The sequence below is a fragment of the Nonomuraea sp. NPDC001684 genome, from assembly GCF_053596515.1.
This window is the reverse complement of record NZ_JBSFGJ010000013.1, coordinates 16,894-43,879: the sequence shown is the minus strand read 5'-3', so window position 1 is coordinate 43,879 and position 26,986 is coordinate 16,894. Positions and strand designations below refer to the sequence as shown.

Sequence of the window (26,986 nt, the reverse complement as noted above, 5' to 3'; positions counted from 1 at the left end):
GCGCTCCCGTGGTCGGACGACAGGCGTTCGTACAGGTGGGTCAGGAGGCGAACAGGCGGGCTGAGCGGGTCACGTGCTGTTCGGCGGTGATGTCGAGCAGCGGCGCCGAGGCGGCCGGCAGCGCCGCGACACCGTCGGCGTGGACGCGGCCCGCCGCCTCGGCGGCCTGCCGCGCGACGTGGTCGAGGTCGGCGGCGAGACGGGCCAGGACAGCCGTGGCGTCGAAGGGGTCCAGGCTCAGCAGGCGGACGGTCGCGGCGGCCGGGCCGCTGACGCTCTCGTAGGCCGCCACGCAGGCGGCGTCGTACGGGCTCAGCCCTGCGGCGCGGGCGGCCGCTCCGAGCACCACGGGCTGATGGGCGCCGCGCGGACGGGCAGCGGCCAGGGCGTCGAGCTCGGCGCAGGGCCAGACGGCTCGGGCGGCGCGCAGCAGTTGCCGTCCGAGCGTGCGCGCGATCTGCCGCAGGGCCGGAGAAGGCGTGCGGGCGTCGGCGGCCTCCTCCAGCAGCAGCGGGTCCAACCCGGCGGCGGCCGCGGCCGCGAGCCCGGCCGCGGTCAGCCCGCTGGTGTGCAGCCTGCCTCGGCAGAACGCCTCCAGGCCGGCCGCGTCACGCACGCGTCCGGCGGCGACGGCCGCCTCGGCGCCGCCGGAATGAGCGTGCCCGCCGGCCGGGAACCGGCCGTCGGCCAGGACGAGCAGCGTGGCACGGCTCATCGGCGTGACTCACCTTCCTTCAGTGAGATGACGGGTCAGAACAGGAAGTAGAGCTGCGCCATCGGCAGTTCGGTGGGGGGCTCGTGGTAGTCGATGCGCCGGCCGTCGATCCGTACCTCATAGCCGTTGGGGTCGACGTCGATGACGGGGGTGGCGTCGTTTCGGCGCATGTCCTGCTTGAACACCCTGCGGGTGTTGCGGATGGGCGTGAACGACTTGTCCACCTCGACCCGGCCGGGCAGGCCGGCCGCGATCGCCTGTTCGCTGACGAAGTTGACGGAGTTGGCGCCGGGGGCTCGGCCCGTCGCGCCCCACATCGGGCGGGGCAGGATCGGCTGTGGGGTGGTGATGGCGCCGTTGGCGTCGCCGACCTGTGCGTACGCGATCTGGCCGCCCTTGATCACCCGGTGCGGCTTGACGCCGAAGAACTTCGGCTCCCACAGCACCAGGTCGGCCAGCTTGCCCACCTCGACCGAGCCGATCTCGTGGTCGATGCCGTGCGCGACGGCCGGGTTGATGGTGTATTTGGCGACGTAGCGGCGGGCGCGGTGGTTGTCGGTCTCGTCGGCGCCGCCCCGGTCGCCGTCCAGCGGTCCGCGCCGCTGCTTCATCACGTGCGCGGTCTGCCAGGTTCTCGTGATCATCTCTCCGATGCGTCCCATCGCCTGGGCGTCGGACGACATGATCGAAATGGCGCCCAGGTCGTGCAGGAGGTCTTCGGCGGCCATGGTGGCGGGCCGGATGCGCGACTCGGCGAAGGCCCGGTCCTCGGGCACCTGCGGGTTGAGGTGGTGGGCGATCAGCACCATGTCCAGGTGCTCCGGGACCGTGTTGTGCGTGTAGGGGCGGGTGGGGTTCGTGGAGGCGGGCAGCACGTTGGGCAGGCCCGCCATTCTGATCATGTCGGGGGCGTGGCCGCCGCCGGCGCCCTCGATGTGGAAGACGTGGAGCGGTTGATCGCCGATGGCCGCGATGGTGTCCTCGACGGTGCCGGCCTCGTTCAGGGTGTCGGCGTGCAGGGCCAGCTGTACGCCGGTCGCCCGGCACACCTCCAGGCAGCGGCGCAGGACCGCCGGGGTGGCACCCCAGTCTTCGTGGATCTTGAAGCCGAGGATGCCGGCCTTGACCTGGTTGTGAAGGGATTCGGTGGACATCGTGCTGCCCTTGCCGAGCAGCCCGATGTTGACCGGGAAGGCGTCCAGCGCCTTGAACAGCCGGTCGAGGTGCCAGGCGCCGGGCGTGACGGTGGTGGCGGTCGTGCCGTCGGCGGGGCCGGTCCCGCCGCCGATCAGCGTGGTGACGCCGGAGGCGAGCGCCTCCTGGATCTGCTCCGGGCAGATGAAGTGCACGTGGGTGTCGACGCCGCCCGCGGTGAGGATCTTGCCGTTGCCCGAGATGACCTCGGTCTCGGGGCCGATCAGGAAGTCGGTCGCGACGGGATGCCCGTCGTGCAGCCGATCCATCGTCTCGTCGTTGTAGGCCTTGCCCAGCGCGGCGATGCGGCCGTCGCGAAGAGCGACGTCGGCCTTGACCACGCCCCAGTGGTCCAGGATGAGAGCACCGGTGATGACGGTGTCGGGCGGTTTCGGGGCGCCGGGAGTCGCGCTGTCGCGTGGCGCGAGTGACTGCCCCATCGACTCCCGGACCACCTTGCCACCGCCGAAGAGGATCTCGTTGCCGCTGCGGCCAGGACCGCCGGCCCAGTCCTCGGTGATCTCGATCCACAGATCGGTGTCGGCCAGGCGGACACAATCCCCCGTCGTCGGGCCGAACCGGTCGGCGTACTGTTCGCGCGTGAGGGGCTCGGACATCAGAGGTTGCCTCCGACCTTGCCGTTCAGGCCCGCGACGTGGCGCCGGCCCTCGATGGGCACCAGCTCCACGTCCTGGGGCATGTTGGGGGCGAAGCGCACCGAGCCGCCGGCGGGGATGTTCAGCCGTTTGCCGTAGGCGGCGTCACGGTCGGGGTGGATGTCGAGGCGGGAGTTGACCTCGTAGAAGTGGTAGTGGGAGCCGACCTGGATGTGACGGTCGTCGGTGTTGGTGACCCGTACGGTCGTGATCGGGCGGCCGTCGTTGAAGCTCACACCCCCCTCGGAGGAGAAGTCGATCGCGCCGGGAGGGCCCTGCCTGCCTGGCCCGGCCACGAGGGCCGACGGCCCGGCGGCGGGTGGGCACGGCGGGGGCTCGGGGTCGGGTGGGCACGGCTGCGGCAGAGCCCCGCACGGCGACGGGTCCGGGTCGGATGGGCACGGCAGAGTGGTCGCCAACGGGATCGGCTCGCGGAGGGTGACCATTTTGGTGCCGTCGGGGAAGGTGGCCTCGATCTGGAGGTCGGCGATCATCTCGGCGACGCCTGGCATGACTTCGTGCGGCATGAGCACCGGCGGCTGCTGCTTCGCCATGAGGTCCGCGACGGTTCTGCCGGCGCGCGCCTCTTCGAGGACCCAGGAGGTCAGGATGGCAACCGCCTCCGGGTAGTTGAGCTTCACTCGCCCTCTGCGCTTGTGGGCCACGTCCGCGGCCACGTGGATCATCAGCCGTTCTTGTTCATGCAGGGTCAGGTGCACCCTCTCACCTCGGTTTCACTTCTGCCCCCAGGCCCTTGCCTTCGGGGCCGACGGTGCGGATCGACCGGTATGGCCGGTGCTGGGCCCATATCGCTGTCCGCTCTTGCGCCGAGAGGTTGCCCCTTTCGCGGATGCGCCCGAAACAGGCGCCGTGAAGGGGTTCTATGGTCACCGCCCGGTTGCGTGCCGAGCGTAACCAATTCGACACTCTGCGCGATATGGCCTGAAGGGGAAGGGTGCCTCGCGCCGAAGCCACACCGACACCTCGCCCTGCTGACCGACATGACCAGCTCCGTCCCGGCCACCACACCGCGTTCGCACCGCGACCGAACACGAGCCCGCCCGAGCGAGCGCCACCGTCACGGTGGAGCCGACGTAGTGATCGACGAGGCCGGCACAGACGGCGAAAGGAAAGCGATGCCGTCGCATCGGGCCTGACAGGACCGAGAATGCCACCGACTGCCGGTCAGTTCGCGCGGAACAGCCAGCCCATGCGCGGGCCCGAAATATCAGCGATGTCGATTTCTCTTGCAGAAGAGAGACGCGCACTGACCCGTGGCGCCGCCCAGCAAGAAGCCAACACATCCATTCCATCGATTCCCCGAGCCATTCTCATGGCCAATGACGTGGAGGAACCTCACCGAGGAGCGTTCCACCGCCACAACCCAGCGCAACGGCCTCATGACGTCAATATGACATAGATCACATGGGGCGACAGGGCGCCCTGCCGAGAGGCAGGCCAAGCATGTTGATCAGCTCAAATGTCGCTTCTTCTCCCACCCTCGTCACTCTCGGTTCGAAAATGACGTCGGCTTTACGGGTTGACCCTTTCTGTAGATCTCTTCAACATCATCCGTGAACCTTATATCCGCCTTATGACGTAACGGCCCGCCCATCGGAACGGGCCCGCGTCAGCGTGCCTGAAAGGTGTCAGGATGCAGGGTTGGCGTTTTTGGAAGCGGGCGATCGTCGCATTACTGGTCGCCCTGACCATGGTGGCCTTCGATGTCAGGGTGCCGCTCGTATTGAGCCAGGAGGCATCGGCGGCCGTCTCGGGCCCCGAATCCGAACCGTCGGTCAAGGGTCACCCGGTGCCCGTCCCGAAGACGGCCGAAGGCGCGGAGAAGGATCAGCCGAGAGTCAAACGATCCGATCCCGTCTGGCCACGCCCCGGCCACGGCGAGGCAGCGCTCACCGGCAAGGCGGTCCAGGTCGGAGACCTGCCGGTCGCCGTGGCCGCGACGAAGAAGACGACCTCGGGCAAGGTGCGCGTCGAGACGCTGCCCGCCGACGCCGTCAACCGACTTGGCGGCGTCGGCATAGCTGCCAGGGTGACGCGCGTCGAGGGATCAGGGGCCGTACGGGCGGAATTCTCCTACGCGAGCTTCCGCGACGCCTTCGGCGGCAACTTCGACAGCAGGCTCGGCCTGCTCAGGCTGCCGGCGTGCGCGGTGACCGTCCCGCGTCCCCGCGACTGCGTCGTGCGCCCGCAGCCGGTGACGGCGCACAACGACCTGGCCGCCGGCAAGCTGATCGCCGATGTCCAGCCCGACCCGGCCACCGGGGAGGGCCTGCCCGTCGCGGTGGCGCCGAGCAGCCGTCCCAAGGCAGCCGAACTGGCCGGGAAAGCGTTCCGGACGGGCTCCGTGTACGTGCTCGCCGCTGGAGTCGCGGGCGCGGACGGCAACTTCGGCGCAACCGACCTCAAGCCGTCGGGCAGTTGGCAGGCCGGCACCTCTGGCGGCGGCTTCGACTACAGCCTGCCGTTGCCCGAAGCCCCCTCCCCCGCGGGCAACGGCCCTGAGCTGTCCCTCCGCTACGACTCCTCCTCCGTGGACGGGCAGGGCCGCTGGACCAACAACCAGTCAGGCACGGTCGGCGTGGGCTGGGACCTGAACGCCGGATTCATCGAGCGCAAGTACCGTCGCTGCTACGTCGACAACTTCTACCATCCGGAAACGGCCGAGCTGATCTGGACCGCCGACGAGATGGGCGTGGGCGGCAGGGCGGTGTGCTGGGAATCGCCCGACGCCAACGACAATGACCCCACGACCACCGACATGAGCGGATCCGAGCTGGTCATCAACGTCGGCGGGCGGTCCGCCGCCATCGTCAAGGACACCTCGGGCGGCTGGAAGACCGTTCCCGAGCTGGGCTTCAAGATCGAGCAGCTGACGGGTGGCGCGGACAGCCAGCCCTATTGGCAGGTGACGAGTCAGGACGGCACGGTCTCCAGATTCGGCTACCGCAAGGACGCCCAATGGCAGCTCCCGTACGTGGGCAACGACGTCGGCGAGCCCTGCTACGACCGCTACTACAACGACGCCATCCCACCGACCTGCACCGGGGTGTGGCGCTGGAATCTCGACAGAGAGACCGACCGCAACGAGAACGTGGTCGACTACTCCTACACCCGCGAGACCAACTACTTCTGCCTGCCCTCCTGCGCTCACGAGACCTACCGGGTGCTGCCGTACGACAGCGGCGGCGTGCTGGCCAAGGTCGAGTGGGGACACAACTCCCAGCTGGCCGGTACGACGCCGACCTCCCGGACGGTCTTCACCACGGCGGCGAGAGACGGCGGCGACGTGCCGACCGACCTGCAGTGCGCCGCCCCCACGCCCTGCGACAACGGCGCGATCGCCTTCTTCTCCACCCGCAAGCTCACCTCCGTGACGGCCGAGTCGGCCAACCCCGCGACCGGCGGATGGGATCCGGTCGAACGGCTGGACCTGCGCCACACCTGGATGTACACGAGGACGGACTTCGGTCCGCCACGCGATCCCGTCATGTGGCTGGACACCGCGCAGCAGACCGGGCTGGCCGCGAGCCCCACGATCACGCTGCCGCCCTTGGACTTCGACGCCGCCATGCTGGCCGGCCGCATGGATTACGACGACATGTCGGACTGGACGGACCTGCTGTCGTGGCGGATGGTCCCCCACATGAGCGGTTTCGCCAACGGCATGGGCGGCCGCACCGAGGTCACGTACGGCCAGGCCGACCCCTGCTCCGGCGGGAAGGGCCGGGACGGCACCGACTACTTCGCCGACAAGACGGGTGACTGCTTCCAGGTCGACTACAGCATCGAGGGCAACGAGAGCTGGGCCCGCTTCTACAAGCACCTGGCGACCAAGGTCGTCGAGCGCGACCTGGTCGGCGGCTCACCCGACATCACCCACTCCTACGAATACCTGGGCGGCCCGGGCTGGGTGGGCCCCACCGAGTACGCGGAGCCGGGGCTCAAGCCAGCCTCCTCCGACTGGCGCGGATACGGCCAGGTACGCACGATCACCGGATCGGGCTCCGACCCTGACGGCTACACGGTCACGTCCGAGACGTTCCTGCGGGGTATGGGCACGCTCGTCCCCGACTTCGACGGCGGGACCATCCTGGACGCCTGGCCGCTGATGGGGCAGACGCTCCAGCGGCAGACCTGGAAGATGACCGCGACCAGCCCGCGAGCCTACGCCGAGGTCGAGTCGACACGCTGGGAGTACCAGCTCAAGGCCAACGGTGACGTCCCAGGCGCGCTGGACCCGTACTTCGTCCTGCGGGTGCGCGAGCGCACCAGGGAGAAGGCGGCCGGCGGAAGCTGGCGCTACAGCGACACCAAGACTCTGCACAACGCCGACGGCCTGCCCATCAAGATCAACTCTTACGGGCAGGACGGCGTGTCGACCGACAACTCATGCACGTCCATCTCGTATGCGCGCAACACCGACGGCGGCCAGTGGTTGATCGGGTTCGTCTCGGTCGTCGAGAAGCGCACGGGAGACGACTGCGCCGCGGGCACCCTCGTCGGGAAGACCGTCACCCTGTACGACAACGGCACCGACCCGGCGACGAACAAGCCCAGCGACGGCAACGCCACCGAGACCCGCGCCTACGCCGACACGAGCACGGTCTCGGCAGGCAAGGCTTCCTTCGACGAGTACGGCAGGCAGACCGAGGTGGTGGACCCGCTGGGCAAGCGCACCACCACCACCTACAACCCCACGACGGGCTGGCCCTCGAACGGCGTCGTCACCACGAACCCGCTCAACCATCAGGTCCAGGCCACGACCTCGCGTCTGCACGGCGAAATCGTCTCGATCGTCGACGCCAACGGCAAGAAGTCCGAGCTCGACTACGACGCCCTCGGCCGCGCTGTCGCGATGTGGGCCCCTGGCCAGCCGCGCTCGGGAGGGACTCCGACGGCGACCGCGGCCTACGACATCCCCTCCAGCGGCGGACTGAGCCAGCCGACCGCACCGATCAGGACCACGCTCAAGCGGCTGCTCACGGGGACGGGTTCGGCCGCGAAGACGGTGACCACCTACAGCTATGAGGACGGACTCGGGCGCACCCGGGAGGCGCAGGCCACCTCCCCCTCCGGCGGCCGGGCCGTGGTCGTCACCACCTACGACGCCAGGGGCCTGCCACTGGCCAAGACCGAGCCGGTGCACAACACCGCTGCACCCGGCTCCGGCCTGCTCAACCCCACCCTGACGAACGCGGCCCAGTGGACCAAGACCCTCTACGACGGGCTTGAGCGCCCGGTCGCGATCATCTCGTACCACCTCGCCCAGGAGTTACGCCGTACCACCACCGCCTATCCCGGTGCGGACAGGACCGAGACCGTTCCCCCGGTCGGCGGCAAGACCGTTACCGTCACCGACGTCTTCGACCGGACCACGAAGATCGAGGAGTGGAAGGACGGCTCCTCCCACCAGGACACCGTCTACACCTACGACGTCAACGACAACCTGCTGACGATGACGGACGCCAAGGGAAGCGTCCGCACGTTCACCTACGACTGGCTCAAGCGGCAGACCGTCGCCGCGGACCCGGACGCGGGGCGCACGACCACCGGATACGACCTGGCAGGCAGAGTCGCGTGGAAGACCGACGCGACGGGTCAGAAGATCTCCATCGGCTACGACGACCTGGGCCGGGTCACCACCCAATGGAGCGGCGAGGCGGGCACGGGCGCCAAGCTCGCCGAGTGGAGTTACGACTCCGTCGCCAAGGGCCAGCCCGCCTCCTCCACCCGCTACGTCGGCGGCCAGCCCTACACCCAGAGCGTCACCGCCTACGACGACAACTACCGCCCCACCGGCAACAAGATCAGTATCCCCGCCGTCGAGGGCACGCTGGCCGGAGACTACGCGTTCACCTCGGTCTACGACGCCGCGGGCAACCTGCGCCAGCAGGGCATGCCGGCCGCAGGCGGACTGCCGGCGGAGACCCTCACCTACACGTACACCGACTACGGCCTGTCCAAGGGCCTCAGCTCCGACCTCGGCGGGTTCACCTACGTCAAGGACACCCTCTACTCGGCAACCGGGAAGCTCGCCGAGCGTCAGTTCGGCACGACCGGCAAGATCAGGCGCACGCTCGAACACGACGCCACAACCGGGTGGCTCAGCCGGGTGACCACCACAGCCAAGGCGGACACGGCAACGCCCGAGACCGTTCAGGACGACAGGTTCGGCTACAACGTCGCCGGCCAGCTCAACCGCATCCAGGATGCCCGGCAGGGCCAGTCGGAGTGCTTCGCCTACGATGAGTTGCTCCGTCTGTCGGCGGCCTTCACCACGACCGCGGCCGACTGCAGCGGCGGGGGCGACGGCCTGGGGCCTGATCCGTACGACCAGAGCTACACCTACGACGCCGCCGGCAACCTCGCCACGCTGACCAGCAACGGGCAGGCGGCCACCTACACCTACCCGGCCGCGGGCGCCGGTGCGACGCGGCCGAACGCGGTCACCTCCATCAGCCGCCCAAGCGGCACGGACACCTACACCTACGACGCCGCCGGCCGGCTGTCCTCCAGAACGGTGGGCGGCAAGCAGGGCACATTCGATTGGGACGAGCTCGGCCACCTGTCCAAGGTGACCGTCGACGGCCAGCAGACCTCGATGGTCTACGACGCCGACGGTGAGCGGCTGATCCGGCGCGATGCAGGCGGCGCCGCGACGCTCTACCTCGGCGTCATGGAGCTCAAGCTGTCGGGCGGGCAGGTGACCGGCACGCGGTACTACGCCACCGCCGACGGCACGACGGTCGCACTGCGCACGGGCAGCACGGTCACCTGGCTGATGGCCGGGCTGAACAACAGTCAGCAGCTTGCCGTCGGCGACGCCGACGGCGCGGTCGCACGCCAGCGCTACCTGCCGTTCGGCGGACGGCGCGGTGGTGACGCCCTGCCCTTCACCGACCGCGGCTTCCTCGGCAAGACCGAGGACGCCAGCGGGCTGGTCTACCTGTCGGCCCGCTACTACGACCCCGGAATCGCCAAGTTCATCAGCACCGACCCGGTGCTGAGCCTGCAGGCGCCGGACTGGGCGAACCCCTACAGCTATGCCGCCAACAACCCCATCACGCTGTCCGACCCCGACGGGCTCAAGCCGCGGCGCGCCGCGAAGACGGCGGACGGCGACAAGCCGTGGAAGTACAACGCCTCAAGGCACAACCGCGCGGTCGACGTGGCGGCGCTGCTGATCAAGTGGATGGCGCTGCTCGGCTACCCGTCCGGGAAGATCGTGCTGGAGTACCACATTCCCGGCGCCAAGAAGCTCGGCACCGACGGCAAGGCCGACATCGCCCTGATCACGGAGGACGCGATCTACCTGTGGGAGGTGAAGCGCAACACGGTCGCCGCCCAGGGCAAGAACGAACTCGCGATCTACATCAAGGCGCTCAAGGCACTGCCGAACCAGACCGGCGGACGCAATGTCCTGCCCGGCTTCGACCTCCTGCTCCCCGTGCCCAACTACGTCAAGGAGACCAACGAGATCGTCATCGCCTACTCCAACGCCGCGAAGTGGGGCAAGAACTCGGGAGTGATCGAATACTGGGTGACCAAGAGCCGCGGACCCCAGCAGGTGCCCGTGGTGTCTCCCAAGACGCAGCCGCAGCCTGTGCCGTTCCCGACGCCGCACTTGATGCCGCACGTGGGCGATCCGGGCTACACGCTCGAGGACCTGCGTCGTAACGCGGAGAACAGGCCCAAGGGCCTGCCCGCTCTGCCGCCGCAGTTGCAGGGCACGCTCACGGGGGCAGCCATCCTCGGAGGCATCGCCCTGTCCATCCTGAGCTTCGGCCTCTACCAGCCGCCGGGACTGGCCTACTGAGATGACGCGGCCCGCCGGAACCTCCGGCGGGCCGCTAGGCTGAATGGCTCCGAAGGAGGGACAGTGTCGCTCGGTTCCAACAGGTTGTCGGCTGAACTCGTCGTCCGTGCGAAGTCGGACGACCACCGTGCCGGCCTGGCATCGGACTGGCTGTCGGGCGCGCTGGCGGATTTCGCCCCGGACCTGGCGTCGCTGCTGGCCCGCAGCCCCCGGATGAACCCCGCCGCCCTCGACGACGAGACGGGCCGCACGCCCTCCGGAGAGCCGGGCGGGTTGTGGGCGCAGTTCCGCGTCAAACCCGCGCTCTCACGCCCGTTCTCCAAGACCATGCCGTACTCCGAGCAGAGCCTGCGCGCGGTCGCCCGTGCGCTTCAACGACGCCCCCACATGGTCGAGTACATCCTCACCCCACTCGACGAGCGAGGGTTCCCCGGCAACGGCACTGTTTGGATCAACGTGTCCGCTCCTGCCGGGGAGGCCGAGCCGTGGCTCAAACTCAGGGTGGAGCAGGTGCCGCGTTCCGGTGACCGGCATCCGCCTGACGTCCAGCAGCGCTGGGCGGAGGCGCTGAAGCGGCGGGCCGCCGTCACCGGCGCCTGCTACGGCCATGTCACTGACGACTGCCTCACCGACGAGACGCCCTTGGAGACCGCGCTCGGCGCCCTGGACTCCGTCACCGTCCCCCGCTGCGAACTCGAACTGCGCGGCTATTCCTGGGTCACGGTGTGCGCGGGCGCGCCGGCAGCGCGGCTGGGCGGACCGACGGCTCTGGCAGCGACGGGCGCCTTCGACGAGGTCGACGAGTTGCCTGGCGGCGCACTGTTCCTGCGGGCCACCCCGACACTGGACGACTATGACGAGGCTGCGATCGAGCGGGTGTTCCACGTGCTCCGGCCCGTCCTCATCAAGGGGAAGATACGGCGCGTGTTCGGGATGGACCATCTCAGGCTGCACTTTCCCGCCGGCCAGGAGTGAGCTCATCAGGAGCACAAGTCGAGCGGACAAGACATACCCCTCCGACGCCAACCGCCTTTACCTGCGCCGCCGCACGACCCGCCGCGCCATCCCCGAACCCGCGCGACCAGCGTGCCGACCGCCGCCGGCGCGGCTCTGCCGGGCGCCGATGTCGCCGGGTCGTGAGGGTCACGCGTTCCGTGACCTTGGCTCAGGGCTTCGCCACGTCCGCCACTCGGCAGTGATGTCCGCGTGGCGATCAAACTCCCTCTGGCGGAAGCCTGAGGTATTGATCGACTTCAACGTCCGCCCGCGCCGCCGCCAGCCAGCGGATGAGGTCCGCGTCCATCGAGATGCCCTTCTCCCGGGGCTCCTCAGCGTCGCGGAACTCCTGCACCACGATCAACGTCGTCTCCCAGCGTCCCCCTCCTCGCGAGCTTCTCATCGCTTGCCGTTATCGACCCAAGCGTCCGCCCGAATGGCCCGTGGTCGTGCACTCTTGTACGAATCATCATGCGGAGATCTTCTCTCGTAAACTGAGCCACTCATCAAGGACGCCAAATGGCCGATACACCGGACTACGCGCAGGTTCAACCCAACCGCCGCACCGCGCTTACCGCAGCGGTCGCGAGCGGAGTAGCCGTCGCGGCAATAGTCACCGTCACAACCTCTGTTCTGTCCACGCCGGAAACCTCCCCAGCCGGCAGCGGAACCGCCTCCGTCAGCTCAGCACGAGCCTCGGCCCCCGAGCCCATCGAGAAACTGTGGCCCGCAGCAGTGCACGAAGTGCCGGCCAAATTACCCGACGGCAGAAAAGTCCGGCCGCGACTGATGGTGGACACCACCAAAGTTCTCCTGACCGCCGAAGCCGGCTTCGAGAAGGCGAACGGCCTCTACACCTACGACGTGAACAGCGGCGAGGTGGCCGAACTCGCCGACATCACCCTCCCCGCCGGCACCACCCTCTTCCCCGACGGCTTCACCGCAGGCCAAGGCCGGGTCGCCTGGTGGACCGCCCGCGGCGCCGCCGACAAGCGAACCGCCGACATCTGGACCGTCCCGACGACCGGCGGCAGACCGCAGCTCGTCACCTCCGCTCCCCTGCGCCCGCCTCATCGGCCGGCTTCGTCACCGGGATCGCCATCACCCCTGACCGCCTCGCCTGGTCAGCCGGGAACGAGGGCGTCTTCACCGTCGACGTCAACGGCGGGCAACCGCAGCGCGTAGACGGCACGCAGGGACAGCACATCCTGAACTGGCCCTGGGTCGGATCACCGGGGACGTTCGGCGGCAACGAATCCCCCTTCCAGTCCGTCATGAACATCGAGACCGGCGAGAAGCGCGCCCGGACCGCCTTGCAGCCAGGCAGCCCTGTGGCCTGCGGCATCACCCTCTGCGTCACACACCCCGGCCGATCCGCGGCGGCGCAGGTCCAGGACCGTGACGGGCGAGCACGGCACGACATGGACGTGACGGGAGTCGCGCCACAGCCTCTCCAGCAGGACCGGTTCCTGTCCGCCCAGCTGCCCGACCGTGCGATCGTCCACGACGTGCGGTCAGGCGTGTCCGCCGAGATCCGCGGCCTCGACACCCGGACCCGCTACCGCGCCCCGGCCGGCAGCAACATCGCCCTCTTCACCCGCGGCGACAAGTTCGTGGTCGTCGACCTCACTGCCATTCACTGACCACTTTTCCGCTGCTGGTGGCCTGTGCCCCTTCAAGGGACACTCTCCGACCGCCGTGCTGAGATTCCGCTCGGCGCGTGCAACCGATTCGCTGCAGTGAGAAGCCTCGTGTGATGCGAGGGCGTCCGGCAGCCCGCTACCGGCCAACGACAGCCGCTGATCACACTGAATACACGCGTAACCCCGCCTTTGCGGTAGAGCGGCCCCTGTCGTGCGATCAGCCGGAGGCGCACAACCTATTGAACTCCGCGACGTCCGTATTGATATCCGCGATCACCTGGTTGGGGTCGCCGCCGGTCATGCCCGTCAGGCGGAAGCTCAGTTCCTGGAACTCCGCCGCCAGCCGCCTGATCTTCGCCCCCACCGCGCCCTGCGCGTTGAGGGCTGCGCCCATCAAGTCGCTGTACGTCTGCTGAGCCGCGGCCGCCTGGCCGCTTGGGCTGGTTCCGGCATCCCTGCGGTAGGCGGTCAGGGCCGCCGCCGTCTCGTCGCAGCCGACAGCCCGGACCTTCAGCGGCGCTGGAGGGGAATCCTGGACGGCTTGCGTGTGACTCGGTGTTTGGGACGTGCTGGACTCAGGTGATGAGTCCACCGGCGATGGTGAGTGCGGGGTGACGACCTGACCCGGTGGGGATGAAGTCGGGGACGGACTGGAATCCACTGTGCCGGACGGGGTCTTGGGCGGCATCAGGTAGGCGACGAGCGCGACCACGGCTGCGATCGAACCCGCCAGAGCGCTCACCGCCGTCCAGTTCAGGCGCGAGCCTGCTCCCCCGCCGCCCGCCCCCGCTGATCCGCCTCCGGTCATGTTCTGATGGTGGCCGAGCCGCCGCACTCGGTCCAGGACGACTCCCGCAGATGTTCTTGATCTGCAGACAGCACCGGCACCGGCTGCGCTCGTGCCGCGGACCATCCCGGCCGGACGGCCACTAACCGCCACTCCTTCCCTGTTGGAGGGCCGGGCTCAGCCGACCGGGGTGATGCCGTCAACAGGGCCGGCTCGTACACCACTCCCGCGGACGCAACCGTCGATGTGGTCCTGTCCGGCTTCGTCCAGGCCAGGCTGGGGACGTCGAGCGGGCCGGCGATCGTGAGTGGTGAGGCTGCTCGGCGAATGGCTGCCCAGCTGACCTGCGCGCACTGAACGACGGGCTTCCCTGGATGCGGCTGTTGCCTCGCTCGCGCGTCGTTGACATTCGCCGCATAGGCGACAGAATACACATATGAACAGTTCTTCAGCTGAGAATGTGTTGATGGTGGACGGTTGTGCCGTCAAGGTGGTGGATGCCGACCGGGTGTCCGCGGTGTGCGAGCGCATGCCCGCCGCCGAGGACCTCACCGACACGGCGGACATCTTCGGCCTGCTGTCCGACCCCAACCGGCTGAAGCTGCTGGTCGCGCTGCTGGACGGCGAGCTGTGCGTGTGCGACCTGGCGGCGGTGACCGGGCAGAGCGAGTCGGCGGTCTCCCACGCGCTGCGCCTGCTGCGTGCCCATCGCATCGTGGCCGCCCGTCGCTCGGGCCGGATGGCGTACTACCGGCTGGAGGATCCGCACGTACGGATGCTGCTGGACCTGGCGCTGGCCCATACCGAGCACACCGAGGCCATCCACCCGGAGCGGGAGGGCGAGGGCTGATGGGCGTGGGTCACGGGCACGGGCACGCCGGGGCCCGGCACCGCTGGCGGCTGGCGGTCTCGTTCGTCCTGATCGGCGCGTTCTTCCTGGTCGAGCTGGGCTACGGCCTCTTCTCGGGGTCGCTGGCCCTGATGTCGGACGCCGGGCACATGGCCGCCGACGTCGTCACGCTCGGCGCGGCGCTGGTCGCCACCAGGATCGCCGCTCGCCCCGACACCACCGGCCGGCGCAGCTACGGCTCCTACCGGGCCGAGGTGTTCGCGTCGCTGCTGGCCGTGGTCCTCATGCTGGGCGTCGCCGTCTATGTGGTCGCCGAGGCGATCGGCAGGATCGGCGCCCCGGCCGAGGTGTCCACAGGGCCGATGCTCGTGGTGGGCGCGCTCGGGCTGGTGGTCAACCTGATCGCGCTGTTCCTGCTGCGGTCCGGCGCCAGTGAGAGCCTCAACGTCAAGGGCGCGTACCTGGAGGTGGTGGCCGACACGGCGGGCTCGGTCGGCGTCATCGCGGCGGGGTGGCTGATCACGGCGACCGGTCAGGTGTTCTGGGACACGGTCATCGCGCTGGCCATCGGCGTGTTCGTCGCCGTGCGTGCGATCTCGCTCGGCCGGCAGGTGTTCGCGGTGCTCGGCCAGCACGTGCCCGAGGGCATGGACGCATCCGTCGTGGCGGCCGACCTGGCGGCCATCGAGGGCGTGCGCGACGTGCACGACCTGCACCTGTGGACGCTGACCTCCGGCATGAACGTCGCCACCGCCCACCTCGTCACGGGCGACCAGAGCGACAATCACTCCGTCCTCGATCAGGCCCGTGACCTGTTGCGCACCCGTCATGGCGTCGCGCACGCGACCCTGCAGGTGGAGCCGGACGGCCACACCGGCTGCGACGAGGTCGGCTGGTAGCCGGCGGCCTGAGGCGGCGTTCCGGTCGTGCCGCGGGCGGCGAGCATGCCGCGCATCAGCTCGATCTCCGCCTTCTGGGCGGCGAGTATCGACCTCGCCATGCGCCTCACCTGCGGCTGGCCGCTTCCCTGCGCCGCCTGAGCCATCTGCACGCCGCCCTGGTGATGCGGGATCATCAGGCGCAGGAAGAGGGTCTCCGCCTCCTTGCCGCTCGCCTGTTCCAGCTGCTTGAGCTGGTCGCGGGTGGCCATGCCGGGCATCTGGGCGGACTGCGGTCCCATGCCGGGCATGTTCTGGTGGCCCTGACGCATCCAGGCCATGCGGGGTTCCAGCGACGCCTGGGGCAGGCCCCACAGGTCCAGCCAGGTGTACATCTGCCCGATCTGCTGCTGCTGGGTGGTCGCGATGTCGTAGGCGAGCGTCCTGACCTCGCGGTCGGCGGTGCGGTCGCGGACGATCAGTGCCATCTGTACGGCCTGCGCGTGGTGGGCCTGCATGTCACGGGCGAAGCCGGCCTCCAGCGACGCGTCCCCGGGCGGGCCCGCGTACCAGAGGCGGAGGCCGAGGGCGGACAGCGCGAGCGTCAGCACGGCGGTCACCGCCACCAGGACCCCGCGCCGCCGCGGGAACGCCGGGAGCCTCATGCCGACGGCTCCCCGATCCCGCCGCTGCAGGACGCGCCCGGCTCGGGCGTCCCGGGGCCGTTGATGTTGGCGCGCAGGAACGCCGTCAGCCGCGGGTCGTCGGCGCTGTCCAGCTTGAGCTGCTTGCCCCAGGCGCTGAGCACGACCGGCGCGGACAACCCCGTGTACGGCGACAGGACGACGAAGTCGCGTCCCTGGGCCTGCTGGTAGAGGATGTCCAGTTGGTCCTTCGGCAGCCCCGGCTGGAAGGCGATCCAGACGGCTCCGTGCTCCTGGCTGTGGACGACGTTCTCGTTGCGCAGGGGCTTGCTGTAGATGCCGCAGTTCTGCCACTCCGGCGCGTGGTCGCCGCCGACCGGCGGGGCCTGCGGGTAGCTGACGACCTTGTCGGTGTGGTTGCGGCTGCTCACGTTGATCGTCTGGACCGCGTCCAGCGACCGTCCTGCCCGGTCGTCCAGGACGAACGCCGTGGCCGCCGCGGCCATCCCGGCGGCCGTGATCACCGTGGCGCTGATCATGACGACCCGTCGCCGGCGCTCCGCGCGCCGCTGCTCGGCCTGCAGCGCGGAGAGCCGCTCCTTCAGCGTGCCCTCTGCGTTCTTGCCCATCCGCCACCTCCGAACCCACATGCTTCTACTATTCGTAGAACTTCTACAGCACGTAGAATATGGATGCCGTAAGCGGATTCCGTCTCACTCATCCGAGGGGGCGCGCGTAGAGGGAGAAGGACTTGTCCCCTACGGGCCCTTGGGTCAGGCCCATGCACAGCAGCGGCCCGGTGTCGGACGACGCGAGAACGGCAAGTCCTTCGGGTTCGCGGGGGACGAGGTTCCTGGCCGTGCGGTCCAGGATCTGCTGCTCCACCTTTCCGCTGGGCAGGTGGATGCGGTAGAGGCGGATGTTCCCCGGCGAGGAGACGGGGTTGGCTGGGCCGTAAGCGCTGCCGAGCAGTTGGTAGGCATGGTCGGCGTGCAGCGCCATGCCCTGGAACGGCAGCCCGAGGGCGGCGCCGGGCTGCGGCAGGTCGGCGAGCGGGCGTAGGCCGCCGGGGGCCGTACAACGCAGGTCCACGAGCCGGAGGCGCGGCTCGCCGGCCACCTTGTAGCGCAGCAGCAACAGTCCGGAGTCGGGGTCGAGGGCCGGGGCGTTGCTCGTCGAGCCGGGCAGCGGCCGCCAGGTGGTCAGGCACCGGCTGCCCGAGGTCAGGACGGCGCCGTCGATGAAGGGGAAACGGCAGATGCCGCGGCCGTAGCCGGAGGCCGGGCTGGCGTCCCACTCGGTCCACAGCACGGGGTCGCGGCCCGCGGGCCGCTGCACGCCCAGGGCGCCGCCGTGTCCGAAACCCAGCAGGTACATCGCTCCGGTGAGGGTGCCGTCCAGGGACAGGCGGTTGAGGCACAGATCGCCGCGCCGGGCGCGTTCGGCCTGGGTGCGAGCGTGGCGTTCTCCGTCCAGGCGGACGCCGCCTTGCATGAGCTGGAGGGCGTACAGGTGCCTGTCGCGTTCGTCGAAGGCGAAGGACTGCAGCACGGTGCCGTGCAGCAGGCGTCCGCCGCGCAGCAGGATCCGGCCGGTCGAGGCGAGGCTTCGCGAGTCGGCCGTCGAGGGGGACGCCAGGGCGGCAGGCGGTCCGGCGAGTGCGAGATCCATCGCGGCGGCCAGCGCGACGATCGCGCCCGTACGCAGCGCCTCGCGACGGGTCGGCGGGCGCGGCCGAGGAGTCATCGGGTCATCCCGGGGCGGAGGTGGCGGGCGGGACGGCCGCGACGAGGGCCACGGCCGTGTCGTCGATCATGTGACGTGGTCGCCGTCGTGGCAGGTGACGGCCCAGTTCGCGGCCGTGCGGTCGGCAGCGGCGGAGGCGGTTGCCGCGACTGCGGCGCCGTCAGGCCGTGGTGAGTGATGGGTGGGGCCGTGCGGGTCGGGGCAGTGCGGTGTCAGGCGTCGCGGGGCGCCGTTCTCGTCGAAGGCGTGGCCGCCGTCCGTGACGTGGTCGACCTGCAGCGTGGTGTGCCCGATGTCGTGGCGTTCGCGCAGCAGCCGTTCGACGGCCAGGCGGGCGGCGTGGCAGTCTGCGCCCGGAACGACCAGCACGTGCGCCGACAGCGCGGGATAGCCGGAGGTGACCTCCCAGATGTGCAGGTCATGCACCTCGACCACGGTGTCGATCGCGGCGATCTGGCGGCCCACCTCGGCCGGGTCCAGCCGGGCGGGAGCGGCCTCCATGAACACCCGTCCGGCGTCGCGGACCAGACCCCAGCCGGCCTTCAGCATCAGGGCGGCGACCACGAGGGCGGCGATGGCGTCGGCGCGGTTCCAGCCGGTCAGCCAGACGACCAGGCCGGCGATGGTGGTGCCGATGAAGGCGTACAGGTCGTTGAGTATGTGCTGGAAGGCGCCCTCGACGTTGAGGCTCGAACGGTTGGCCTTCGACAGCAGCCAGGCGGCGGCCACGTTCACGACGATGCCGGCCAGCCCGGTCGCCACCACGTACAGGCCCTCGACCGCGGGCGGCTCGACCAGGCGGCGCACGCCCTCGAAGGTGAAGTACGCCGCGAGCAGCAGCAGGGTGATGCCGTTGACCTGGGCGGAGACGATCTCGGCGCGCTTGAGGCCATAGGTGAAGCCGCCGCGCGGCGGCCGGGCCGCGATCCGCATCGCGACCAGCGCCAGCACGATCGCCATGGCGTCGGTGAGCATGTGCCCGGCGTCGGAGATCAAGGCCAGCGAACCCGCGATCACGCCGATCACCACCTCGACGACCATGAAGCCGGCGATCAGCGCGAGCGCGCCGCGCAGGTGACGCCGGTCGGCGTCCGCGCTCACCCCGTGTCCGTGTCCGTGTCCATGACCGTGTCCGCGGGGGCCGTCGTCGTGACGGTGGTCGTGACCCTGCTGCTCAGACATGCCTGGGGCTCCTCGGAGGGTGGGCGACGTGGGCGACGGCCAGATGCAGCGGGGGCTCGCAGTCCGCAACATCTGACTGGATGTTCATATGTACAGATGTTGGACGCTGTAGCCCCAGAGGTCAAGGACCTTGGTGGAGATCGAGGCTTTACTCATGAACATCTGATCAGATGTTTAAACTTTCGGTAATGCGTCAACTACACAACGTAGAAGTTCGCCGGTCAGGACTCCCAGGACCTGGTCGCGCTCTACAGGTTCCCCTGCACCGGTGCAGCCACACGCACCCACCGAGTGAAAGGAACACCGATGACCGACCCCCACGACCACCCCACGGCTCCCTGCCTCCCCGGCACTGAGCACGACTGCGCCGACGATCACACCGCGACGACCGTGCAGGACCAGGGCTGCGACGCCGGTCACTGCCACGACGACCACGGCACGACCGCGTCCTAGCCGCCCCGGCGGCCCGCCCCTCGGCGGTCGGGCCGTCACCTCGCCCGCGCGGCCGATCCCGCTCCGGCTCGCCCATGGAGCGACGCCGGAGCGCCCCGCGCCCGCCGAGTCACGACATCGAGACGACGGTGAAAGGCTGGACCAGTTCCTCATGCACGCCGAGCACGAAGACCACGACCATGACCACGACCATGACCACGACCGCGGCCTCCACCTCCCCCACAGCCACGCCGCCCTCGACGGCGCCACCACACCGCCGCTCCAGGCGGGGACGCCCGGCCGGCTCGCCCTGCTGACCGCCTCCGCGGTGCACCATCAGGTCTTCACGGTCGTCCGCCTGCGCTCCGGCTACGACCTGGCCGAGGTGGACGCCTTCCTCGCCCAGGTGGAGACCACGCTCAGCCTGCTCTGGCAGGACAACACCCAGCTTCGCGAACGCCTCGGCGCCGCCCCTCCCGTGAGCATGCCCACCGACGCCGGCGTGCTCGCGGCGGCACACCGCAGCGCCCAGGAAGCCCTTGAGTCCGCCCAGCAGGAAGCCCACCAGATCCTCGCCGACGCCCGTACCGACGCCGAACGACTGCGGCGCGAGGCCGCGTCGGCCGCCGACGCGCTGACCCGGGCCGCCCACCAGGCCCTTGACGAACAGCTCGACCGGCTCGAACGCGCCATCACCGACCAGGGCCGGAACCTGCAGCACAACCTGCACACCCAACTCGGCCACCTGCGCGCCGCCCTGGCCGACCTGGACGCCCACGGCCCCACGCCCGCCCACGGCGCCCATGACGCGGCCTCGCAGCGGCCGATCACCGTACATTCGCCCCCCTTCACCCGCGACCCGGCCGCCGGTCACTGACGGACGGTCCGGCTCGTCGGCTCGTGCCGTCCGTCGTCGCGGTGTCCCGACGCGACGACCGCCCACCAACCCCGCACCCTCGCCGGAAAGGCCGTGTCATGCTCGTGCCGCTCGGGGGATCGACGCCGCCATCAGTGCCCCTGCACACCCTGTCCGCCCTGAACGTGGAAGCCTCCGCCCCCGACACTGCCCTGCCCGCCTGGACGACCTGGGCCGCCGTCGTGCTGGTGGCACTGTCCACGCTGGTCGGCGCCTCCCTTGCCCGCCGCAGGAACGCCACGATCAGCGTCTGGCTGGCCGTCGCCTCGGCGCTGATGCTCATCACCGCCCTGGTCGACCTGCTGCCCGACGCCTGGCGCGAAGCCGACGCCACCGGCGTGCCGCTGTGGGTCGTGGGTGTGGCCGGCGCGTTCGGCTTCCTGGTCATCACGTTCTTCACCCGTAAGGGCTGCGGGCACAGTCACGGCGACAAGGCCGGCGGCGGGCGGCACGCGCCCGGCCTGCACCGCCGGGTCCAGCAGGCGGTCAGCGCCGCCGTCTACGGCGGTGTGGGCACCGCGGCCGCCCTGTCGCTGCACCGCATGATCGAGGGGGCGACCCTGGCCCTGGCCGCGTCCGCCGTCGTGGTGGCCGCCCTGGTAATCCACTCGGCCAGCGAAGGGCTGGCCCTGACCGCCATGCTCGACCTGGCGCGCAGACCGGCCGCCCCCTGGCTCACCCTGTCCTGTCTGGCTCCCGCGGCCGGCGTCGTCCTGGCGACGGTGGCGCCGCTGCCCGCCCAGAGCGTGCCGGTGCTGCTCGGCATGGTGACCGGCGTACTGCTGCGTACCGGTCTCATCGGACTCACCATCGCCCGCGACAGCCGCCGCCTGACCCGCCGCCACCTCGTCCTGGCCGCCACCGCCGTGGCCGCCATCGGCGGCCTGCTGGTCACCACCCAGACCCTGCTCGCCGACGGTCCGCCGGCATCCTCCGCACCGGTCGCCGCCGCCCGTGGCCTCGCCACCGCGCCGAACCCTCGAACGGCCGAAGCCGCACCGCTCCGCGATCCGTTGCCTCGGCAGATGTCCGAGGCCCAGCTACGCGCCGCCGTCACCGCCAGGCGGCTCACCCTCGAACAACTCCTGGCGCGCAGGGACGCCACCACCATCACCGCCGACGCCACCGCCCTCCTGCGCGCCCTGCCCGAGCACACCCCCGACCAGATCACGCAGACCCTGCGCCAGGCCAAGATCGATCCCGGCACCAGTGTCGGTGACCTCACCCTGCTGCAGCGCCACCTCCTGCTCACCTCACTCAGCGACGCGCTCCCCACCCCGCGCCCCTGAGACGACGCCTCGGCTCACCGGTCCGGCCGGTCAGTTCGACAACATGTAGAAAGCAATATCGGCGACTCACCCCCGTCCCGACCTGGATCGATAAGGCCGTCATGAGGAGCGGGCCCGGTTCCGGGATCAAGGGCTTAGCCGGGTCTTACGCCGGAGTTGGCACCGTGAGGCAGCAGAACTTGAGGGAGATGACAGATGAACGCGCACGAGCCTCACGAGCAGGACCCTGGAGCGCAGGGAAACGGCGGGTGGAGCCAGTTCGGCACCACGCCACCGACCGCCGGAGGCTTCCCCCGCCGTGACCCGATCGTCACGGAGCAGCCGCCGCCCCTGCCTCCGCCGGCACCTACCTTGAAGGCCCGTTTCACCGCCGGCCAGAAGGCGGTGGCCGGGCTCGCGCTGGCAGCGATGGCGATCGTCGGCGGGGTGGTCGGCGCCGTCGCGGTGAACTCCTTCCGGCCCGCGCCCGTCGCCACCACCAGCCACGCGCCCAGTCCCGTCCTCAAGCCGGCCTCCGGGTCGCTCACCGTGGCGGACGTCGCGGCCAAGGTTCAGCCGACCGTCGTGATGATCCAGGGGCAGAGCGGCGAGGGCTCGGGCGTCGTGCTGTCGGCGGACGGCCTCATCCTCACCAACAACCACGTGGTCGAGGGTGCGAGCCAGGGCGGCGGGCAGATGAGCGTGAAGTTCAGCGACGGCAAGACGGCCAAGGCGAGCATCGTCGGCACCGATCCAGCCACCGACCTGGCCGTCATCAAGGCCGCGGACGTGTCCGGGCTGACCAAGGCGACGCTCGGCGACAGCGACGCACTCAAGGTCGGTGACGCCGTGCTGGCCATCGGCAGCCCCCTCGGCCTGGACGGATCCGTGACGGCGGGGATCGTCAGCGCGCTCGACCGTACCCTCACCACCGGCCCTGACCAGCGGCAGCAGCTCCCTCCCGGCTGGGGACAGGAGCAGAGCCGGCAGAGCGCCGGCACGACGATCGGCGGCGCCATCCAGACCGACGCCTCGATCAACCCGGGCAACTCCGGCGGCGCGCTCGTCAACGCCGCTGGGGAACTGGTCGGCATCAACACCGCCATCGCCTCGAACGCCGCCGGCGGCGGTGTGGGCTTCGCCATCCCGGTCAACACCGCCAAGCAGGTCTCCGACCAGCTCATCGCCACCGGCAAGGTCCGCCACGCGGTCCTCGGGGTGAGCGTCACCGACGCGACCGGCGATGTGCCCGGCGCCCTGATCAGCCAGGTCATAGCGGGAAGCCCGGCGGAGAAGGCCGGACTGAAGCAGGGCGACCTGATCACGAAGATCGGCAACACGCCGGTCGACGCGGGCGAGACCGTCGTCGGACAGGTCAGAGGCGCCAAGCCGGGCCAACAGGTCAAGATCACTTACCTGCGGGACGGCCAGGCGCACGAGGTCAACGTCACCCTCCAGGAGAAGACCTGACCCGACGTCCACGCCAGCCATTCAACGGCCACGCCCCCGGGACCCGGATTCGGATGACGGCACAACCGGGTCTCACGGCATCCGTCGGCCGAGACGGTGGGGCGGTGGAGGCGACCAAGCAGCCGACAGCAGGAATCGGATCTGGATCGGTCAGGCCACCGCCAGGTCCGGTGATTCCTGACCCTGCAGGTTACGTCCGCTACGAACTGTGGGACCCCGGGCCGGGGCCGCTCCCTGCCTGGGATCGTCTGTGGGAAGGCCGCTTCCACCTGGGAACCGGCCCCATCGGCATTGCCCAGCATTTCGCGGAGGAGTGGGATGAGTACGTCGAGTTCGACACGGGCGAGCGTGACAGCGCCTGGTCGGCTCGCGTGCTGAACAGGGTTCTGTCCAACACCGAGGAGCCCGACTTTCCCGCCGACATCGTCGAGGTCGATCTCTACCGAGTGCAACTCTGGCCGCTCGTCACGGCGTGAAGCGGTCGCGACAGAACCGCCGATTGAACACGTAGAAGGCGCCGGCGCTCGGCGAGTCCTCCGAGCGCTGCGCCTGCCCCGGCGGGAAGCCTCTACGTCAGAGAGGCGAGGAGCCGGCCAAACGCTGTGAGATCCGCGCAGGTGATCGGATAGCCGTAGGTGGACGGCCGCTTGCCTTTGTTGACCTTCTTGGGAAAGTGACGCATGCCATCGGAGTGCTTGGGCGCGTCAGGAATCCCCAATCCCGCCTCCGCCGGAAGCCGTGACAGGTCGGTCTCGGGGTGCAGGAAGACAGCGATGACGTTTCTCCCGCTCCGCTGCCGATCGAGATAGATGATGACGTGGTCGCGTTTCAACTCGCAGTAGTACTGCACGGGCTCGCGGAGCAGGATGAATCCGTGCTCGTGCGCGATGGCCAACAGGCGCTGTTCGAGATCCGTGAGCGGGTGCTCGTGTGCGGCCATTGTGCTCCTTCTGACAGGCGCAGCCTCGGACGTACCTCGCCAGAAGCGGATCTTAACGGCCGACCACGCCCACCGCAGGAGCCGCCTGGGCCCGTGATCCGGACTTTCCTGGGTACGTCGAGCGGGCCCAGCTGAGGCACGGCTGACCCAGGCGTGCTGCGAGCTCTGCCTGGCACGGGGTGAATGCGGCAAAGTGTGGATGTCTGCGGTGCGGGGTTCTCAGTACAGTGTCGGGGTGGTGGGTGAGCAGCTGAGTGTGCGGGTGGACAGCTGGATCTGGTCGGTACGGCTCACCAAGACCCGTTCGACCGCGGCCGACGCCTGCCGGGGCGGTCACGTCCGGGTCAACGGGGTGCGGGTCAAGCCTGCGCACGCCGTACGGGTCGGAGACGAGATCCGGCTGCGGCACGACGGGCGCGAACGCATCGTGGTGGTCTCCCGTGCCATCACCAAGCGCGTCGGCGCCGCCGTGGCCGCCGAGTGCTACGTCGACAAGAGCCCTCCGCCTCCTCCCCGCGAGGAGACCGTGACGGTGGCCGTCCGGTCTCGTGGCGCGGGGCGTCCCACCAAACGCGAACGCCGCAGCCTCGACAAGCTGCTCGCACGCCCGGTGGTGGAGGAGCGACGGGGCGGCCGGGCACGCCCGGACTGACCAAACAGATCCCGCCGCACCGGATGCACGGAGGCAACCGCGCCTGCGCGGCGTCCCGACAACGCGGCGGTGCGCTCGCGGACGCGGCGAGGTCTTCACATAGCCGCTGGACGCCGCCCCCGAGATCCGGCCGATGTCTGCAACGGCCGGCTCGTCAGGGCCGCCGGCTGGGTCGCCGGACCCGGAGCCTGGCCTGAGCGACCCGTCCGCTGAGCGCCGCGGTGCCCTCGGCGCGCCGAAAATCGGTTGCCTGGGATGGCGGGGGTTCGAGAGCGTGATCCCCATGAGGCTCTGACGGAAGACACCCCGCCCTTGGTGATGCCGCGACGCCGGTTCGCGTCGTGATGCCGCCTGTCCATGCCCTTCTGCAGGGAAGAGAACGTCTTTGTCTCAGCAACAGTCTCAGCGACACCCGGCCCCGTCCACTCCGGTCACGGGGGCCACCGTCACCGTGTTCGCCTCGCCCACCAGCTGGATCGAGTCCGACGCCGTCGCGCAGTGCCGTCAGGTGGCCGCTCTCGACGGCATGACGCACGTCGCGGCCATGCCTGACCTGCACCCCGGCAAGGGCGCGCCCATCGGGGCCGCCATGGCGTCGGCCGTCCTGTACCCGTTCCTGGTGGGCTCCGACATCGGGTGCGGCATCGCCGTGTTCCCGGTGAGGCTCAAGCGCGCCGTGCCCGAGAGGCTCGCCGCCCGCTTTCCCGACCTCGATCGTGCGCTGCATCCCGAACGTGATGCCGACGACCCCGCCTGGGCCGTCATGAAGGACGACATCCCCGCCGGTCACGTCGAGGGCCTCGGGACGGTCGGCCGCGGCAACCACTTCGTCGAGCTGGCCCGGATCGGGACCGTCTTCGAACCTGACCACGCCGCTCGGCTCGGCCTCGACGCCGGTGACCTGGTCCTCGTCGTCCACAGCGGTTCACGGGGGCTGGGCGAACGGATCCTGCGCGAGCACACCGAGGTCCACGGCGCGGGCCCCGCCCCCGATCCCGCCGCCTACCTGGCCAGGCACGACCAGGCCGTACGGTGGGGGTCGCTCAACCGGCGGCTGCTGGCCGCCCGGGTCGCGCACGCGCTGGGGTTCGAGCCTGCCGAGCCGATCCTCGACCAGTGCCACAACCTGGTCGAACTCCGCGACGGCGGCTACCTGCACCGCAAGGGAGCGGCGCCGGGCGACGGCCGCGACGTGCTCATCGCCGGCACCCGCGGCACCCCGTCCTACCTCGTGGCCGCCCACGCCGGTCCGGACGCCGGCCACTCCGTGGCGCACGGCGCGGGCCGCAAGATGTCGCGCGCGGACGCCCTGCGCCGCGGCCGGGCCAAGCACACCGTCGAAGAGCTGCGCCGCACGCCGGTGGGGTCGGTGGTGGTGTGCGGCGACCGCCAGCTTCTCTTCGAGGAGGCGCCCACGGCCTACAAGCGCATCGAGCAGGTGATCAGCGACCTCGTCGACCACGGACTGGCCACGCCCGTGGCCACCACGATCCCCCTGGTCACCTACAAGACACCCGACCTCGGACCGGACTCCCGAAAGGACCGCCGCAAGCGGGGGCGGCCGTGAACGTCGCCCGCCTGCCGCACCGGCTCGAAGGCGGCGTCCCTGTGCCGGCGGCTTTCGGTGAGCGCGTCCGGCTGCGGGAGTTCGAGTGTGGTCGGTGCGCGATCGGGAGGCGTCAGACGCTGGAAGTGCGCCCCGTGCAGCGCAGCGTGTCGCCCTTCCTCACGAACGTGGCGTCCACGGCGAAGTAGAGCTTCTTCCTGGCCGGGACCTTGAGGTCGAGGATGACGTCGTAGGAGACGTCGTAGAGTGCCTTCTTCTCGCGAAACGTCTTCCCGTAGACCTTTCCGTCCTTGCCGCGGCGTTCGACCATCAGGTTGAGGTGTGCGGTCTTCAGGCGGGTCGGCGTCTCGGAGCTCCAGCGGTAGATGATGTCGGAAACGCGGTGGTAGCCGCCGGTCGTCCGGTACTTCAGCTCGAAGTACGCCTTCTCCCCATCGCTCATCGTGCAGCTGGATTTGACGCTTTGCGCCGGAGCGGCCGCGGTGGCGTGCGCGGCGGAGGTCAGCAGGGCGAGTGCCAGGCCGGCCCCGGCGAGCGTGGCCGCGGCGTTCCCGAAGATGTGCGTCATTTGCGCGTCTCCCTTCGCATGGCTCGGATCTGTGGTCGAGGTTGA

At 69.9% G+C, this 26,986-nt stretch carries 25 protein-coding genes; 13 read left to right on the top strand and 12 right to left on the bottom strand.

All coding sequences use genetic code 11. The annotated features are described in order from the left end of the window. Window positions 1–40: 40 nt before the first annotated feature. Genes ACWCSD_RS04915 through ACWCSD_RS04905 form a run of 3 tightly spaced genes read right to left on the bottom strand, consistent with a single transcriptional unit; the run spans window position 41 to window position 3,284 of the window. The gene (locus tag ACWCSD_RS04915; RefSeq protein ID WP_449913136.1) at window positions 41–715 is read right to left on the bottom strand and encodes an urease accessory protein UreF; all 675 of its coding nucleotides are present in this window, start codon (window positions 713–715) and stop codon (window positions 41–43) included. Between the two features lie 35 nt (window positions 716–750). Next, entirely contained in the window at window positions 751–2,526 is a 1,776-nt protein-coding gene (locus ACWCSD_RS04910; protein WP_449913135.1) for an urease subunit alpha, read from the bottom strand. Beyond that, window positions 2,526–3,284, bottom strand: coding sequence for an urease subunit gamma (locus ACWCSD_RS04905; protein WP_449913134.1), 759 nt, complete (start codon window positions 3,282–3,284; stop codon window positions 2,526–2,528). The genes ACWCSD_RS04910 and ACWCSD_RS04905 overlap by 1 nt, the downstream gene beginning before the upstream one ends. Window positions 3,285–4,219: 935 nt before the next feature. Between ACWCSD_RS04905 and ACWCSD_RS04900 the strand changes: the two genes are divergently transcribed. Next, window positions 4,220–10,402 carry an RHS repeat-associated core domain-containing protein gene (locus ACWCSD_RS04900; RefSeq protein ID WP_449913133.1) on the top strand — a complete coding sequence of 2,061 codons (6,183 nt, stop codon included), beginning with the start codon at window positions 4,220–4,222 and terminating at the stop codon, window positions 10,400–10,402. Window positions 10,403–10,465: 63 nt separating this feature from the next. After that, window positions 10,466–11,377 carry a hypothetical protein gene (locus tag ACWCSD_RS04895; RefSeq protein WP_449913132.1) on the top strand — a complete coding sequence of 304 codons (912 nt, stop codon included), beginning with the start codon at window positions 10,466–10,468 and terminating at the stop codon, window positions 11,375–11,377. Window positions 11,378–11,615: 238 nt separating this feature from the next. On the opposite strand, the gene ACWCSD_RS04890 is transcribed toward ACWCSD_RS04895, so the two are convergent. After that, on the bottom strand, window positions 11,616–11,762 hold the full coding sequence (locus ACWCSD_RS04890) for a hypothetical protein (protein WP_449913130.1): 147 nt from the start codon (window positions 11,760–11,762) through the stop codon (window positions 11,616–11,618). A gap of 155 nt (window positions 11,763–11,917) precedes the next feature. Between ACWCSD_RS04890 and ACWCSD_RS04885 the strand changes: the two genes are divergently transcribed. Both ACWCSD_RS04885 and ACWCSD_RS04880 read left to right on the top strand, forming a co-directional pair. Then, window positions 11,918–12,583, top strand: a complete 666-nt coding sequence (locus ACWCSD_RS04885) for a hypothetical protein (RefSeq protein ID WP_449913128.1) — start codon at window positions 11,918–11,920, stop codon at window positions 12,581–12,583. Window positions 12,584–12,672: 89 nt separating this feature from the next. Beyond that, entirely contained in the window at window positions 12,673–13,041 is a 369-nt protein-coding gene (locus ACWCSD_RS04880; protein WP_449913127.1) for a hypothetical protein, read from the top strand. 217 nt (window positions 13,042–13,258) lie between these two features. Here the strand turns inward: ACWCSD_RS04880 and ACWCSD_RS04875 are convergent, their stop codons facing one another. Then, window positions 13,259–13,753 carry a hypothetical protein gene (locus ACWCSD_RS04875; protein ID WP_397161580.1) on the bottom strand — a complete coding sequence of 165 codons (495 nt, stop codon included), beginning with the start codon at window positions 13,751–13,753 and terminating at the stop codon, window positions 13,259–13,261. A gap of 541 nt (window positions 13,754–14,294) precedes the next feature. Between ACWCSD_RS04875 and ACWCSD_RS04870 the strand changes: the two genes are divergently transcribed. Next, on the top strand, window positions 14,295–14,678 hold the full coding sequence (locus tag ACWCSD_RS04870; RefSeq protein ID WP_387681054.1) for an ArsR/SmtB family transcription factor: 384 nt from the start codon (window positions 14,295–14,297) through the stop codon (window positions 14,676–14,678). Then, window positions 14,678–15,577, top strand: coding sequence for a cation diffusion facilitator family transporter (locus ACWCSD_RS04865; protein WP_449913125.1), 900 nt, complete (start codon window positions 14,678–14,680; stop codon window positions 15,575–15,577). Before ACWCSD_RS04870 ends, ACWCSD_RS04865 begins: the two co-directional genes overlap by 1 nt. On the opposite strand, the gene ACWCSD_RS04860 is transcribed toward ACWCSD_RS04865, so the two are convergent. The 4 genes from ACWCSD_RS04860 to ACWCSD_RS04845 form a co-directional block, all read right to left on the bottom strand. Beyond that, window positions 15,505–16,221, bottom strand: a complete 717-nt coding sequence (locus ACWCSD_RS04860) for a DUF305 domain-containing protein (protein ID WP_449913123.1) — start codon at window positions 16,219–16,221, stop codon at window positions 15,505–15,507. The genes ACWCSD_RS04865 and ACWCSD_RS04860 overlap by 73 nt on opposite strands. Next, window positions 16,218–16,829, bottom strand: coding sequence for a DUF3105 domain-containing protein (locus tag ACWCSD_RS04855; RefSeq protein ID WP_397161583.1), 612 nt, complete (start codon window positions 16,827–16,829; stop codon window positions 16,218–16,220). The genes ACWCSD_RS04860 and ACWCSD_RS04855 overlap by 4 nt, the downstream gene beginning before the upstream one ends. An 88-nt stretch (window positions 16,830–16,917) precedes the next feature. Then, window positions 16,918–17,946, bottom strand: a complete 1,029-nt coding sequence (locus ACWCSD_RS04850; RefSeq protein ID WP_449913121.1) for a hypothetical protein — start codon at window positions 17,944–17,946, stop codon at window positions 16,918–16,920. Window positions 17,947–18,012: 66 nt separating this feature from the next. Further along, window positions 18,013–19,128: a cation diffusion facilitator family transporter gene (locus ACWCSD_RS04845; protein WP_449913119.1), complete on the bottom strand. Its 1,116-nt coding sequence runs from the start codon at window positions 19,126–19,128 to the stop codon at window positions 18,013–18,015. Between the two features lie 306 nt (window positions 19,129–19,434). Between ACWCSD_RS04845 and ACWCSD_RS04840 the strand changes: the two genes are divergently transcribed. Then, window positions 19,435–19,581 (top strand): hypothetical protein, encoded by a 147-nt coding sequence (locus ACWCSD_RS04840; RefSeq protein WP_397161586.1) that lies wholly within the window; start codon window positions 19,435–19,437, stop codon window positions 19,579–19,581. A gap of 109 nt (window positions 19,582–19,690) precedes the next feature. Here ACWCSD_RS04840 and ACWCSD_RS04835 read toward each other — a convergent pair whose 3' ends face one another. After that, window positions 19,691–19,897: a hypothetical protein gene (locus ACWCSD_RS04835; RefSeq protein WP_449913116.1), complete on the bottom strand. Its 207-nt coding sequence runs from the start codon at window positions 19,895–19,897 to the stop codon at window positions 19,691–19,693. On the opposite strand from ACWCSD_RS04835, the gene ACWCSD_RS04830 reads away from it, so the two are divergent. From ACWCSD_RS04830 to ACWCSD_RS04815, 4 genes are all read left to right on the top strand, one after another. Next, window positions 19,889–20,437, top strand: a complete 549-nt coding sequence (locus tag ACWCSD_RS04830) for a DivIVA domain-containing protein (protein WP_449913114.1) — start codon at window positions 19,889–19,891, stop codon at window positions 20,435–20,437. The genes ACWCSD_RS04835 and ACWCSD_RS04830 overlap by 9 nt on opposite strands. Before the next feature lie 134 nt (window positions 20,438–20,571). Continuing rightward, window positions 20,572–21,765, top strand: a complete 1,194-nt coding sequence (locus ACWCSD_RS04825; protein ID WP_397161588.1) for a hypothetical protein — start codon at window positions 20,572–20,574, stop codon at window positions 21,763–21,765. Window positions 21,766–21,960: 195 nt separating this feature from the next. Continuing rightward, window positions 21,961–23,214 (top strand): S1C family serine protease, encoded by a 1,254-nt coding sequence (locus ACWCSD_RS04820; protein WP_397161589.1) that lies wholly within the window; start codon window positions 21,961–21,963, stop codon window positions 23,212–23,214. Window positions 23,215–23,318: 104 nt separating this feature from the next. Continuing rightward, entirely contained in the window at window positions 23,319–23,690 is a 372-nt protein-coding gene (locus ACWCSD_RS04815) for a hypothetical protein (protein WP_449913112.1), read from the top strand. A gap of 92 nt (window positions 23,691–23,782) precedes the next feature. Here ACWCSD_RS04815 and ACWCSD_RS04810 read toward each other — a convergent pair whose 3' ends face one another. Beyond that, a complete protein-coding gene (locus tag ACWCSD_RS04810; protein WP_449913110.1) occupies window positions 23,783–24,154 on the bottom strand; it encodes a hypothetical protein in 372 nt (123 codons plus the stop codon). Between the two features lie 238 nt (window positions 24,155–24,392). Here ACWCSD_RS04810 and ACWCSD_RS04805 point away from each other — a divergent pair, with 238 nt between their 5' ends. Continuing rightward, window positions 24,393–24,806, top strand: coding sequence for an RNA-binding S4 domain-containing protein (locus tag ACWCSD_RS04805; protein WP_449913108.1), 414 nt, complete (start codon window positions 24,393–24,395; stop codon window positions 24,804–24,806). A 385-nt stretch (window positions 24,807–25,191) separates the two neighbouring features. Beyond that, window positions 25,192–26,373: an RNA ligase RtcB family protein gene (locus ACWCSD_RS04800; protein ID WP_449913106.1), complete on the top strand. Its 1,182-nt coding sequence runs from the start codon at window positions 25,192–25,194 to the stop codon at window positions 26,371–26,373. Window positions 26,374–26,485: 112 nt separating this feature from the next. Here ACWCSD_RS04800 and ACWCSD_RS04795 read toward each other — a convergent pair whose 3' ends face one another. After that, entirely contained in the window at window positions 26,486–26,941 is a 456-nt protein-coding gene (locus ACWCSD_RS04795; protein WP_397161594.1) for a hypothetical protein, read from the bottom strand. Window positions 26,942–26,986: the final 45 nt, after the last annotated feature.